Consider the following 13,921-nt stretch of genomic DNA (forward strand, 5'->3'; position numbering starts at 1 on the left):
CTAAAAAGGCATATCCTTTATGTCAGACTTGCTGTGATGAAGCGAGTCAGAACAATGGATATGCCTTTTACATTTCTATACCAAATCAGAATCTCTGGCCTAAGCTTGAAGCACAGCTTCACTACCAAGACTTTCGTTTCGGGCCGTGCGATGTTTCAGGAAATACGTTAACGTACCGACCAGACCGAGAACGGCGAAGATGCACAGAATACCGATCTGATCCCAGGCGACGCCGAATTGTCCGCTGGAGATGACCGCTTTGTATCCCGTTACGGAGTATGTCATTGGTAGCCATGGGTTGAACACTTTCAGCCAGTTCGGAATGAGTTCCAGTGGGAACGTTCCCGCGCTGGTGGTGAGTTGGAAGATGAGCAGCAGGATGGCAATGAACCGTCCCGGATTTTCCAACCAAGTTACCAATGCCTGAATGATGTACATGAAGCTCAGACTCGTCACAAAGCTGAACAAAAGGAATAACGGCACACTCTGTACCTTCAGGCCAAGTCCGTATAACACCAGCCCGGAAGCGAGCAAAGATTGAACGCCACTCATAATGGTGAACGCAAGGGTTTTGCTGACAAATCGATTCCAGCCACTTGCCTCACTCACACTGCTGCCACGTGTTGGCACAACCAGCGTTGCAATCAACGCACCGACAAATAATCCGAGTGAGAGAAAATAGGGCGAAAAACCTGTGCCGTAGTTGGGCACTTCGTTTAATTTGTGTTCATCGACATGAACCGGTTCGGCATACATCGTTACCAGTTCATCGGTCTTTTTGACACTGCTCGTTTGCTGCGCAGCGTCGTTTAATTTGGTGGCGAGTTCACCGGAACCGTCGGTTAACTTGATCGTGCCTTCTTGTAGCTTATCAGCACCATCAGCCAGCTTATTAGATCCGTCCGTAAGGGTGGAAACTCCACCCTCCAGCTGGTTTACGCCAGACAGCAGCTTACTTGCGCCAGCATTCAGTTGCTCTGATCCTGTTGCCAGTTTGGCACCGCCAGCGGCGGCTTCGTTCAATTTGGCATTGAATTGGTTAAGCCCGGCGCTCAGCTTTTCTTGTCCGCCGGATAACTGTGTAGCGCCTTGTACCAGCTGTTCTTCACCTTGAACCAACTGGCTACTGCCTTGATGCAATTGTTGCTGTGCAGCTTGCAGTTGCTGACTTCCGGCAACGAGCTGCTGTCCGCCTTGATATACCTGCTCACTGCCAGCGGCAACGGCTTGGCTAGCTGCGAGTAGCTGTTGAACAGCGGGGCTGGCTGCCAGTTCGGGATTGGACTTCGCTAGCTGAGCCAGGCCTTGGGCGACCGCTTTGGCGCCCTCGGTGACTTTGCCGCTGCCCTCCACGGAAGTTTGCAGTCCGGCGGTCAGCTTGGCACTGCCTTGTTCGGTAGCTGCGAGTCCGGCGTCCAGTTTGGACGCGCCTTCCTGCGCAGCTTGGATACCGGCATGCAGCTGTTTGCTGCCAGCTGCCGCCTGTGTTGCGCCGTCACCCAACTTGGTGCCGGCGGCGGCTAATTGTGCGAGACCACTGGATAATGTGCTCGCGCCAGTGTGAAGATCACCTGTGCCTTTGGCAAGGGTGGTTGTGCCTTCTTTTAACGAAACGGCGCCGGTTTGCAGCTTGCCTGCACCGTCAGCCAGTTTCGCCAGGTTTTCTTTTAACGTAACCGCCCCTTCGTCCAGTTTGCTTGCTCCATCATGAATTTTACCTGCGCCATCTCCGGCATCTGCCAAACCGTCCGAGATTTTCTCGACCTTATCCAGCAGGGTTTCGGTATATGATTCTGTGACTTTGGCAGAGACTTTGGAGCGAATCTGTTTGACCGCTGTGCCGCCGATCTGACCCGCAAGGAAATTGTAACCTTCGTTGGGCTCGTAGATCAGCTCAGCCGGAGCGGGATGCTCATCCATCAGGGTAGTTGCTTTGGCGGAAAAGTCCTCCGGAATGACAATGGTCATGTAATATTTGTTGTCCTTCATGCCTTGTTCTGCCTGGTTGCGAGTGACGAACTGCCAGTTGAAATCATCGCTTTTTTTCAGCTCATCGACCAGATTCTGGCCGACTTCTAGCGATTTGTCATTGTAAACCGCACCCCGATCCGTGTTGACCACGGCTACAGGTAATTCATTCATTTTGCCGTATGGGTCCCAGAAGGCGTTCAGGAACAGTCCGCTATATAACACGGGAATGAACAGTACAACGAGGATTGGAATAAATACTTTTGGTTTCTTGAAGGCGGATTTCAGATCCTGCCCAAATACACGAAATGATTTCATGATGTTCTCTCCCTATCTTACGCTTATCCCTTGTTTCTCTATTTAGTATGGTATGTGTGCGTCCGCGGGCGTTTCTCTAGGTGGGGGATAATCCATTTTTGAGAAAAAGACCTACAAACGCTTTGATCTGATCCTTGTGCAAAGTAGGATGCGCTTTATTCCAATCGGATGTTAGGCTGACGTATAACTTCAGTAGCACAAACGAGACCAGCTTGGGATCGTCGGTACGAATCTGCTGTAATTCCATGGCACGACTCACCTGACGCTCGAGGTATTCGAGAATGGCTTTCTCTACTTTTTGCAGACCCTCTCTCGCTTGGGGTGTTCCGAAATCGTTAACCTCTTGGAAAAGCTTGATCAGCAGCTCATGCTCCTCCCGATATTCCAGCAACGAGTCCATACTCCGATGCACGTTATCCAGAAAAGAGTGTTCCTCCTTCACCGTCTGCTCCGTAATCCGTTTCATGTCTGCAATAATCGAGCGCAGGATCTCATCAAACAATTCTTCTTTGTTCTCGAAAAAGGTATAGATCGTTCCTTTGCCCACATTGGCCAGTCTCGCCACTTGCTCCATCGTTGTGGCTTTGTAGCCAAACAAGGCAAAGGATTTCTCGGCAGAGTCCATCACCTGTTGCCTTCGATCTATCGTTTTCACGGCTATGCACCTCCTTGGGGGCTGACGTGTGTAATGGGTGAAGCGGGTAAAACACAAGAAGCAGTGTTAAGCAGTAGAAACTTTTGAAAATGGTGAAGCTGGTTGAAGCACAGGTTGAAGCAAGTTGAAACAATTATGACTGGTTTTTAAAAGGATGAACCTAACCTTTCGATTGACCAGTTTACCATTTTGGTCAGTTGGTCGTTATTTAATGTAGCACTTGTGTATGAGGATGGATGTGATCTATGTCATAGTTTGGAAAGTGAACGTTGTGATGGTGGGGTGGGGAGAAGTTGGAGGAGTAGGGAAAGGGGGAGACTTGAAAAGGATAGTAGGAGTGGGAGGTACATAGAAACGTAGGAAGATTAAGTAGAGAGTAGAAAGTGATTTATGCGGTGTGAATGTGAAGCTCACATGAAAACCCCGGGGGATTCGCACCTTGAAAGTAGTGAAAACAGGGCATTTTGATACCTTTTGGCATCATTGAGCTGGAAAAAGATTGAATTCGTTGGCGGGAACACATAGAATAGTAGTGTAAAAACGTAGTTTTGTGACGTATAGGTATGTACTATACGTGTTTTTTCGCTGTCGCACTCCGTATGGAGTGCGTGGATTGAAATTCCCGGGTCCTTTTGTCATTGAGGTGACGATATGAGTCGCACTCCGTATGGAGTGCGTGGATTGAAATCTTTTCCATATTCTCAGCTGCAGCTACGCTTGGTAGTAGCACTCCGTATGGAGTGCATGGATTAAGTACGAAGAATCTCGGCAATTTCCAAATTGTGAAAGTGTCACACTCCGTATGGAGTGTGTGGATTAAAATCATAGAGGGTAGTCGGTATCAAAATGAGCAATCGGCTACTCACTCTGAGCAATCAATCGGAATTTGATAAAAGATCCAAAACTAACGACAAGGTAAAAGTATTCCCTCATTGGTTAGCTGCTACCATTGTTCACAAGCAATTTGAAGTGGATCAAGATGATGCGCGTACCGATGAAGCTAGACGTGAAGAGGAGAGATTTCAACGGAGATTAAGCGTTACAAAAATATTAGTCAGCAGAAAGCTCAACTCAATTTCCTCTAGTATAATTAAACTGGTTAGTCATGCTACCAATAGATTCGGAGTTTCGAAGATTAGAAGTTTGGAAGATGTTATCCATATATCAACCGATGAGGAGTGTCAGGACATGTCCATACATCACATAGGTCACAAGGTTACTTTTGCCGATATCAAAACGAGGTTGCCTCACGAGAGCTGGATGTATACACAGAATGAAGCACATGATGGTGAATTTGATGCCGAGGAAGTATGGCTGCATTCAGGTGATCTTCATATCAATGAGCTGTTGCTGGATGAGGGGCCTTTTTTAATTATGGTGGAGGGAAATCTGATCGTTGATCGTTATATTGGAAACACAGAATCCGACGCGGCCTCATCTAACCTGGTTGTGCTTGGTGATCTTACAACGCCTTATATGCTCGTTGGGGGGCAGGAAATATATATTACAGGTAATCTTTATGTGGAGGATATGTTCTGGGGAGATTACAACCATGGAGAATTGGCGGTAAGAGGCAACGTAGAAGGTGGGCTGCTAGTAAGTACAGAGCAATATCGAATTCAGGTTCAAGGACAGCGGAAAGTGAAGCGTCAGCTTGAAGAGTGGGAGGATCTCGGACCATGGCAAGGCTTTGACATGCTGGAATTATTTGTTCCTGAGTGTGTAATTGACGAAGATACAGAAGAGCCGTTTCCATGGCGAGAAGAGATGATAAAGAGGCTACAGCAGGGACAGCCTATCATTAAACGAGAGTATATTTATGCCGCAGAACTAGCGCCAGATGTACCGGATTGGTTCGAAGATCATCAGTTCACAGCTGCGAACATTGAGCGTCTTACTCACCCTTCATTATTACCTGTAAGAGAGCAGGGTGAGTTGCTGAACAGCTATGAGTTTTGGGTGGATGGACAGTTTTGCCGAGGTTCCGTCTACGGGGACGAGCATACGGAGGGCTATTTCCGTAGTCTGTATTTTCAAGACGACCATGACTGTGCATTGTTGCTCAAAATAGAGCCAGCAGACCAATCTTCAAGCTTTCCTAATGAACTTGCCGAGCAAGGGGGCACTCCTATCTGGATGATCTCAGGCGCATATCGTTATGTGAACAGTGAGAACTCCGAATGGAGCGTATTTACGGAAGACTCACCTTCGGATATTCAGCAATTAAGCAACCGTGGATGGGATACCTTGCTGCAGTCTGTATCGAATTACCAGTATGCCCGCACCTTAATTTCGCCGCAACATATTCGTGATTTATTAGCGTTGCCTATCGCGGAGCCGTATGACGATTATTATGATGATGACCGACATGGGTTGTGGATTGGAGACTTCTACTTTGCATTTCGACAAGCAGGTCAAATGTATAATGATGTTCCCCAGCCAGCTATGTTGCGTATTGGTAGAGAGTATACGGATACACAAGGGGAGACGAAGGTCGAGAAATACTTCTATACGCTACACCAGCATGCGGACGGCACGGAAGTTGTGTTAATTGAACACTCGGCTCAGGAGGAAGAGGATGAAGGAGAGCCGTTGTTGCTTGAACTTCATTATGTAGGTGGTCCCCAATTACTACATGCCGTTCAATTGCTGAAGCATGGAAGCAAAGAGCTGATGCAAGCGAATCGGGATTTGCTGGATGGGGAACTGCCCTATGCCGTTGAATCCTTTGCGAAGCGATATTGGAAATCCAAAGGATACCTGAATTAAAAGAGTTACACCATAAAACAAGACGCCCAGACAGGATATTGCACCTGACCGAGCGTCTTTATCTGTTCATTTCTGTAGAAGAGTGGAGCAAGCTAATGAGGAGTAAAGATAGATGGAGATAGAGTTGGGCAAATATGTATTACTTGCGGTTCTGCTCTGCCCGTTCCACGAAGAGCGCTTGTTTGGAACGGCTACTCTGACATTTCTTACAGATGTTTTGTTGTGGATTGTGGAACGGTAAGACAGGAGGTTTAAACTAGATCGTTCTCAATAAATACTAGTATTTTCATATAAATAAGCTGAATTCTAATGAGAGTGATTGAGTGCGAATGCCAAGCTCACATGATTTTCCTGGGGGATTCACACCATTTTTAGTTTTGTTTATTCCCTTTTGGCAACATATTATTGAATTATTTATTTGCTTTGTACAAGATTAAGGTGAAATCATAGTTAGAAAGTGCGGAATTACGGAACATTTTCATTTACGAAAATGTTTATACGTTATTTTTCGCTGTCGCACTCTACACGAGTGCGTGGATTGAAATCTTTTCCTGTTGAATACAAACGAGGCAAGCCCAAACGTCGCACTCTACACGAGTGCGTGGATTGAAATTATACGCGTGTGTTCTTGAACAACAGACTCAGAAAGGTGCTGACGAACAAACGATGAATAGCGAGCAAACCAAGTCACTTATCGGCGCGATCTCTATGGAAGAGTACGTGCAAAAGGGGAAGTTATCGCAATGTTTACCAGCAGATGCTCAGATTACACTGGAACTGGCCAAGGCGCAGGCGGATGAACTATGGAGTGTGGAAAAGGAGAAACTGGAAGTAGTCAGCTTGGATTACGAAGGATATACGGTAAATATGACATTCCGGACGGACGGAAGTTATTTGTTCGATAGTGTGGATGTTTGGGCCGAAGTAGGGAACAGCGTAGGAGTAGCGACAGAAATAGATGTAGAGTCAAATTTAGATTCAGGTTCAGTAGAGTCTACTTTAGTTACTTCTAAATTAGATGCAATGGAGACAGTAGAAGGTATTCAACGTTTTGCGGCAAATGTGGGAATGCAGCTGGAATGGTTCGAAATGGGTGATGAGCGAGTATGCCTTTTGCCCAGTGCGGTGACGTTGCATTACTTGAAGCAGAAAAAGAAATGGAAGCTGGTTAAGATTGCTGGCGCTTATCGAAGCGTTGAGGAAGTTAGAAGCAGCTTGAGCAGTATAGCAGATGCGATGAACTAGTCTCAAATGAACGCTAACGATCACAGGAGAGCTTATTTGGACAGTTTATGACCTTTTCCAATTCTAACGATCACCACAGACGTTATTTGGAAGAAATACAGCAGAAAACGACGGAAAACAGGGTGTTTGAAACAAATAAGGTTTCTGGTGATCGTTAGAATTCTATGAAGCAGAAAATCAGGCAAATAGCGTCGCCTGAGATCGTTAGAATTAGAATGCAAAGTCAGACAATTTAAGCTAGAACAAACCAAGGCTTGAGTGCACAAACACTCAAGCCTTGGTTTCATTTTACTTCTGTGGCGCATACCGCCTATGATCAGCACTTGGTGATATGCCTGCAATTCCCCACAATTTCTACGGGTCTTATGCAATACAATTTACAACTACCGCATAATCTGTACTTCTCTCATCCGCAGTATACCCGGAATATATAATGCTCCCCAGTTTACGCTTCCTTCACCTTAAAGAACGAGATGAGTTCTTGCAACTGCTCGGATACTTCGGCTAATTCGTCGGATGCGCTGACGATGGCAGCCATGGAAGTTTCCTGTTCGGTGATGGAGTTCTCGATGAGTTTGGTGCTGCTGGCTGCTTTGCTGACACTTGCGGACAGCTCGTCTGCCGTCGCGGACATTTCTTGCGTGCTTGCCGAGATTTCCTCGGTGGAGCTGGAGATGTCCTGAATCTGGTTCGCGACTTTGTTGGTTGCCGTCAAGATATCTTCGAAGAAAACACCCGTTTCACGCGTAAGGTTGAGGCCTTTTTGCACTTCTTCTGAACCACGTTCCATCGCGTCTGCCGATTGTCCGATATCCCGCTGAATCTCATCGATCAACGCACGAATCTGAGTTGCAGATTCTTGGGACTGTTCCGCCAGTTTACGGACTTCTCCAGCCACGACTGCGAAGCCGCGTCCTTCTTCTCCAACGCGTGCTGCTTCAATGGAAGCATTCAGGGCGAGCAGGTTCGTCTGACCAGCGATATCCGTAATGATACCGACAATGCTACTAATCTCATTAGAACGGTTCTCCAAGGATTGAATTGACGCGTAGGTGTTCTGGACTGCACTTGAGATCAGCCCCATCTGATCAATCACCTGTTTCATAATTTCATGTCCGCTATTCGAACGCTGCTCCATGCTGAGCGCTTCATCGGCTACTTCGGCTGAGCTTCCGGCAATGTTCTGCACTACGGTAGACATCTCGGTCATAGCGCGTGCACTTTCTACTGTTGCTTTGTCCTGAGACACCAGACCTGTAGAGATCTCACGGATGTTGGTGCTGATGGATTGAATGTTATCATTGTTTTTCGCCGAAATATCCAGCAGTTCTCTGGACGAATTCGAGAGATGAAGAGACGTATTCTTTACCTTGAAAAGCGTAGTATTAAAACGATCAATCATCGAGTTAAACTTCTCGTTGATTACCCCGAGATCATCGTGTCCTGTCCGAATTGCAACGTTCAGGTTACCTGTGCTTACTTCTTCAATGCCTTTCATGAGGTCACGAATCGGGCGCATGGTTTTTTTCAGCATAATAAATTGCAGTACCATGAACAGAATCAGGAAACCAACCAGGTACATCAAGCCGTACATAAGCAATTTGTTAAGTCCGTTAGGGACTGCACTTGCATCGACATCAAAGTAGAGAGCTGCGTAGATGGAGCCGTCTGCTTTTTTGATTGGATACATCAGTGTTGTCCATGTACCGAAATCATCGGTATAAAAATCACTAAATGCAGGTTTACCCGTTGCATTCATATCATCTATACCATGTTCAATCTGTTTGGATAACGGATAGTTTGTGCCGGGCAAATACTTGTCTTTCTCGAATGGTTCGACCAGACTCGTTGGAATCGCATAAATGGGAGCCCCGTTATTTTCGTCCAGCTGCGAACTGAAAATGTAAGCTTGCGCGATATTGGGATTAAAGGTGTGGATGGAATCCAGATACTCCCGCAGTTTACTCTGATATGTATCGGAATAACTCTTTTCGGATGTGGCTTGTTCGACCTGACTTGTGTCCAGATCCTGAGACCATTTCAAGGTTGTGATCTCGGCTTGATCTTGCAGTTGCTTGATTAGTATGCTTTTTTGCAACTGATAAGCTGCAGTGATCAGAATAATTCCAATCAGAGCGATGCTCCCGAATGAAATGATCAGATTTTTGACGAAAAATGGCATGGTACTCCAGCGAAGCTTTTTAAACAAGGTCATTCACTCCTCCTGTAAAATTAAAAGGACTTCACCTGGACGTCGTATACGTTGCGTATGTCGTTGCCATTACAATGAATGGACTTCCTCAATGGCTTGGAAATGCTTTTATGGTGCTACGGAAAAAAATAAAAATACTAAACGATACTCATTTTAATATTCACGTATATGAAATCCAGGTAAGTTCTACTCCTCACTTATATCGTTATTTCGACATATTAATGTTAGGTTTATCTACTAAAATAGGACTTATGAACCGGAACCTTTGAATTACATTTTAATTTTTGCGTAAAAAATTTCATATAAATGGATGTTCGTTGGAAAATCGGAGAACCAGTATCTAAGCAGAACATATGGTGTGAGATTTGATTTAAGGTTCACTAAAGGTTTGCCCTCTATCATGGTTTTACAAGCCTCAGTTGCTTACTGGGACGTGTCTTGAAACCTACTGAAGTGCATCTTTTACCGCCTTTTCGCCCCCTGCTGCGTCACTTTCTCTTGACGTGCCCCGGCACGCCTGCGGAAAACTTCCTGGCTTGGAACGAAAATGCAGCAAAATTGGCTTCCTTCAGCGTTTTCAGACACGCCCTAGAAAACCAAAAGGAGGAATTATCGTTTGAAGCATTTATTACGAAAAGTTTCAATTACGGCACTGTCCGTAGCGTTGGTAGGCTCTTCTTATGGACTGATTGTGAATCCGAATGCGGTATGGGCCGCAGAGGCATCTACAGCAGCGAAAAGTAAGGGGGTCACAAAGGCTTATGAGTCGCTCTTTCAAACCGATAACGTGATTGACGTGAAAATTACGATTGACGAAGCCGATTGGAAAAGCATGCTAGAGAGCCCGATGGATAAGGATTACAAGAATGTCAGTGTTGAAGTGGATGGCAACAAGCTCGACAATGTCGGTTTTTCCACCAAAGGAAACCTGACTCTGATGTCGGTTTCTTCCATGAAGGATTCAGACCGCTACAGCTTCAGACTGAAATTCGACAAGTATGATAAAACACAAACACTGCTTGGTCTGGACAAGATGGTACTGAACAACAATTTTAGCGATCCCTCTTATATGCGCGAGGTGCTCCATTATGAAGCGCTGCGCAGCATTGGCATGGATGTGCCTATGACGAATTACGTCAATCTGTATATCAACGGGGAACTGGCCGGTTTCTACACAGGTGTGGAAGCGGTAGACGACAGTTACCTGGAGCGCAATTACGGTGAAAGCTATAAAGATGGCGTCCTCTATGACACAGAAGAAAAAAGTTATCTTCAATACAAAGATGGCAGCGATTACAGCACTCTCACCAAGGATTTGGGAACGGACAAGGATAAGGCCAAGCTCAAAAACTTTATCAAAACCTTAAACGACATGCCCGCAGGTGAAAAAGGAGACATCGAAAGCGTGCTGGATGTTGATTCCGCTCTTCAATATATTGCTGGTAACGTTATACTGGGCAATTACGACAGTTACAACGGAGAGAAAGGGCACAACTACATGCTGTACAGCGATGCCAACGGCAAATTCACCGTTGTACCTTGGGATTTCAACATGTCCTTTAACGGTTTAGGTTTCGGTGGCGGTGGCCGTAATCAGGCCGGAGCGTCTACCACAGCAGTGAATACGAACGCAACGAATGTATCGGTAGACGAGCCTGTACTGGGTATTCGCATGGATCAGGTGCCGATGATTAATAATTTGCTTGCGGTGCCGGAATACAAAGCGAAGTATCTTGCCTACGTCAACGAGTTGACCGACTATCTGGAAGGGATCCAGGATCGCATTACAAGTCTGGCAGTTGAGATTCGTCCGTATATTGAAGCAGACCCGACCAAGTTTTACACAACGGAGCAATTCGAATCCAACATTGTTTATTCCGCAACTACAGATGCAGCAGGTAGTATGGGAACACCCCCTGAAGGATTCGAGGGCATGACTCCGCCGGAAGGGATGGAAGGCATGATGCCTCCAGAGGGCTTCGAAGGCTTCACTCCGCCGAATGGGATGACTCCTCCCGCTCTATCGGAGACAACTGCAGGAGACAATACATCTGGTGCGGATGCCAGCAACGATAATATGCCAACTCGTCCGGGAGGTAACTTTGGCGGCTTCGGGATAAATATGGGACTCATGACAGCGGGTTCGTTAACAACCTTTGCCCTTAACCGCCTTGCCAATCTGCAGGAACAGCTGGGCCGTGAAGTGACTCCATTGCCTGACACATCTGACGATGAGACAAGCTCAAACGGCTCTGACGGGACGACAAATCAAACCATTACTGTTTCACTGGACGGTAAGAAGATTACTTTTCCCGATCAGAATCCCTTGGTACAAGATGGTCGTGTGATGGTTCCCGTCAACGCTCTCCTTGAAGCGCTCGGTGCTGAAGTGAAGTGGAATCCAGCAACCAAAACCGTAACAGCCGTTCTGAATGACCAGACGTTTGTTCTCCAGATCGGCAGCAACACAGTAACAGTGAATGGTGAGACACTCCAGATGGATACATCGAGCATTATTCAAAACAATCGTACGCTGGTTCCATTGCGCTTCATCTCGGAAGGGTTGGGATTGAAGGTGGATTGGAACGCAGCCGATGCATTGGTGAGTCTGACATCAGAATAGAAAACCCGGGTGGGTTAACCGGATCAACAAGAGCAAGCAAGTGAGCGAGCGATTGTAAAATTCCCCGCCAAGTCGTATCTTCCTCCTGATAAGCGGAGGGGGTACGGCTTTATTTGGTTTACTTTCCATAACGAAGAGTTATCTGCACTTTCAGGACATATGGCATGTAATTATTACTGCTAATATCCCAGCCCTATACATCTTTTTACACAATTACGGAAAATGCGTAAACGACTAGCTAATATTTTAGAAAAAATGTGATAAAAGTCACAGTTTAATTATTAAAAATGTGTATACCACCGCCGATAAGTCTATATGTGAATTCTCCAGGCAGAACGGAGTCTGCCGGAGATCAAGACAATTTAATCGTGAAAAGGGTGGCTCACACATGCGTAGCATGAGCATTGGTACTAAAATCAGTTTGATCGTGATCGGCATTTTTATGTTGTTCTCCTCGGCTGTAGCGGTCAGCGTCGTGATGGAGATGAGAGATGGCATTAAGACCTTCGCTACCGAAAAGGCAAAACGGGACCTCAAGATGGCAAATCACATCTTGTCATATAAATACCCTGGAGACTGGGCCATTAAAGATGGGCAGTTGTACAAAGGCGATGCATTGCTGGAAGAAAATTTTGATCTCGTGGATGAAATCGGCAACGCATCAGGGGATACCGTGACCATTTTTCGCGGAGATGAACGAATCGCTACGAATGTAATGGTTGACGGGAAACGCGCCACAGGCACGAAGGTGTCCGAACAGGTGGCACAGACCGTTTTGCAGAAGGGGGAAAAGTATTTCGGGGAAGCCGTTGTTGTCGGACAGAAGACTCAAACCGCGTATGAACCCATTAAAAATGCATCTGGAGAGATTATCGGTATTTTCTATGTGGGTGCTTCCCAATCATTAATTGATGTGATTATCTCTTCGTTTCTTCGAACCTTTCTCATCGTCGTGGGTATTGCAATGTTGATTGCCATTGTGTTGATCGTTTGGTACGTCCGCAGGGTGAGAGCCAGAATTAATCGGGTATCCCTTGCCATTAAACGTGCGGGAACGGGAGACTTCACTCAACCAGTGGTCGATCATGTTAGAGATGAGATTGGTATGCTAGGTGCAGGTTACAATGAAATGAGAAGCAGCTTGCAGGGCATTATTCAAGGCGGGCTGGACGCAGCAGACAAAGCAGGTCATTCCACGGGATTGCTGCTACAGATTGCGGAACAGACCGCAAGTGTGTCAGAACGGATTGCTGTCTCTGTCGAACAGGTTGCGCGAGGGGCCGAAAGTCAGACAGTAAGTACGGAAGAGAATCTACAAGCGATGGAAGAGGTGGCTATCGGCGTACAGCGCATAGCAGATAGAGCTTCCAGCATTGCAGATGCCGCGGTGTACTCAAGGGAGCAAGCGGATACTGGAGGACAAGCGGTACAGCTAACGGTGGAACAGATGGCGGCCATTGAAGCTTCCGTCCGTGCAACGGATGAAGTGATTCGTATGCTGGAGGAGAAGTCTGCCCAGATCGGTCAGATGGTATCTGCTATTCATGACATTGCAGGCCAGACGAATCTGCTCGCGCTTAATGCTTCCATCGAGGCGGCAAGAGCGGGAGAGCAAGGCAGAGGTTTTGCCGTTGTATCTACCGAAGTGCGGAAGCTGGCTGAGCAGGCCGGGCAGTCGTCGAGCCAGATTGAAGCGCTTGTCGGAGCGATGGAACAGGACATGCTGCATTCCTTGGCAGCGATGGCCAAAGTGAAGCAAGAAGTAAGTGAAGGTTTGCGACTTACCAAAGAAACCGAACAAAGCTTTACCCAGATTCGGGATACGAACCTGCGCATTGCAACAGAGATCGAAGATATGGCGGCGACCAGTGAAGAGATGTCGGCAGGTGTAGAGCAGATTGTGGCATCCGTGAACGAGATCGCACGTCATGCACAGACGGCCAGCGCCAATTCTCAGCATGCCGCCGGGTCTGTACAAGAGCAACTCAAATCTGTGGAGCAGATCAAAGAGTCCGCAGCGATGCTGTCTGACGTTTCGGCAGAACTGCAAGCATCCCTGAAACCTTTCAAGATCTAACATGCACCCTGAACTTCTTGGCCTTTCAAACACGATCCACCTACAGATTGAAGT

General features: G+C 46.7%; 8 protein-coding genes. 5 read left to right on the forward strand and 3 right to left on the reverse strand.

Translation table 11 applies throughout. The features are described 5' to 3' along the window. Positions 1-99: 99 nt before the first annotated feature. Both FS818_RS15720 and FS818_RS15725 read right to left on the reverse strand, forming a co-directional pair. Complete coding sequence (locus FS818_RS15720) at positions 100-2,286, reverse strand: YhgE/Pip domain-containing protein (protein ID WP_145333101.1); 2,187 nt, start codon at positions 2,284-2,286, stop codon at positions 100-102. Between the two features lie 76 nt (positions 2,287-2,362). Next, positions 2,363-2,941 carry a TetR/AcrR family transcriptional regulator gene (locus FS818_RS15725; RefSeq protein WP_145333102.1) on the reverse strand — a complete coding sequence of 193 codons (579 nt, stop codon included), beginning with the start codon at positions 2,939-2,941 and terminating at the stop codon, positions 2,363-2,365. Positions 2,942-4,129: 1,188 nt separating this feature from the next. Here FS818_RS15725 and FS818_RS15730 point away from each other — a divergent pair. From FS818_RS15730 to FS818_RS15735, 3 genes are all read left to right on the forward strand, one after another. Continuing rightward, a complete protein-coding gene (locus FS818_RS15730; protein WP_145333103.1) occupies positions 4,130-5,710 on the forward strand; it encodes a hypothetical protein in 1,581 nt (526 codons plus the stop codon). A gap of 112 nt (positions 5,711-5,822) precedes the next feature. Beyond that, positions 5,823-5,951 (forward strand): hypothetical protein, encoded by a 129-nt coding sequence (locus FS818_RS29295; RefSeq protein ID WP_260984836.1) that lies wholly within the window; start codon positions 5,823-5,825, stop codon positions 5,949-5,951. A gap of 365 nt (positions 5,952-6,316) precedes the next feature. Next, the gene (locus tag FS818_RS15735) at positions 6,317-6,955 is read left to right on the forward strand and encodes a hypothetical protein (protein ID WP_145333104.1); all 639 of its coding nucleotides are present in this window, start codon (positions 6,317-6,319) and stop codon (positions 6,953-6,955) included. 445 nt (positions 6,956-7,400) lie between these two features. Here FS818_RS15735 and FS818_RS15740 read toward each other — a convergent pair whose 3' ends face one another. After that, the gene (locus FS818_RS15740; protein WP_260989886.1) at positions 7,401-9,170 is read right to left on the reverse strand and encodes a methyl-accepting chemotaxis protein; all 1,770 of its coding nucleotides are present in this window, start codon (positions 9,168-9,170) and stop codon (positions 7,401-7,403) included. Between the two features lie 613 nt (positions 9,171-9,783). Here FS818_RS15740 and FS818_RS15745 point away from each other — a divergent pair. Both FS818_RS15745 and FS818_RS15750 read left to right on the forward strand, forming a co-directional pair. Then, on the forward strand, positions 9,784-11,790 hold the full coding sequence (locus tag FS818_RS15745; RefSeq protein ID WP_145333105.1) for a CotH kinase family protein: 2,007 nt from the start codon (positions 9,784-9,786) through the stop codon (positions 11,788-11,790). Between the two features lie 388 nt (positions 11,791-12,178). Continuing rightward, entirely contained in the window at positions 12,179-13,867 is a 1,689-nt protein-coding gene (locus FS818_RS15750) for a methyl-accepting chemotaxis protein (protein WP_145333106.1), read from the forward strand. Positions 13,868-13,921 lie beyond the last annotated feature (54 nt).

It is taken from the genome of Paenibacillus xylanexedens (genome assembly GCF_007680605.1).
Lineage (GTDB): Bacteria > Bacillota > Bacilli > Paenibacillales > Paenibacillaceae > Paenibacillus > Paenibacillus xylanexedens_B.

Coding starts and splice junctions, on each gene's coding strand:
- FS818_RS15720 (WP_145333101.1), bottom strand. CDS start 2,286: ATGAAATCATTTCGTGTATTTGGGCAGGATCTGAAATCCGCCTTCAAG.
- FS818_RS15750 (WP_145333106.1), top strand. CDS start 12,179: ATGCGTAGCATGAGCATTGGTACTAAAATCAGTTTGATCGTGATCGGC.
- FS818_RS29295 (WP_260984836.1), top strand. CDS start 5,823: ATGGAGATAGAGTTGGGCAAATATGTATTACTTGCGGTTCTGCTCTGC.
- FS818_RS15730 (WP_145333103.1), top strand. CDS start 4,130: ATGTCCATACATCACATAGGTCACAAGGTTACTTTTGCCGATATCAAA.
- FS818_RS15740 (WP_260989886.1), bottom strand. CDS start 9,170: ATGACCTTGTTTAAAAAGCTTCGCTGGAGTACCATGCCATTTTTCGTC.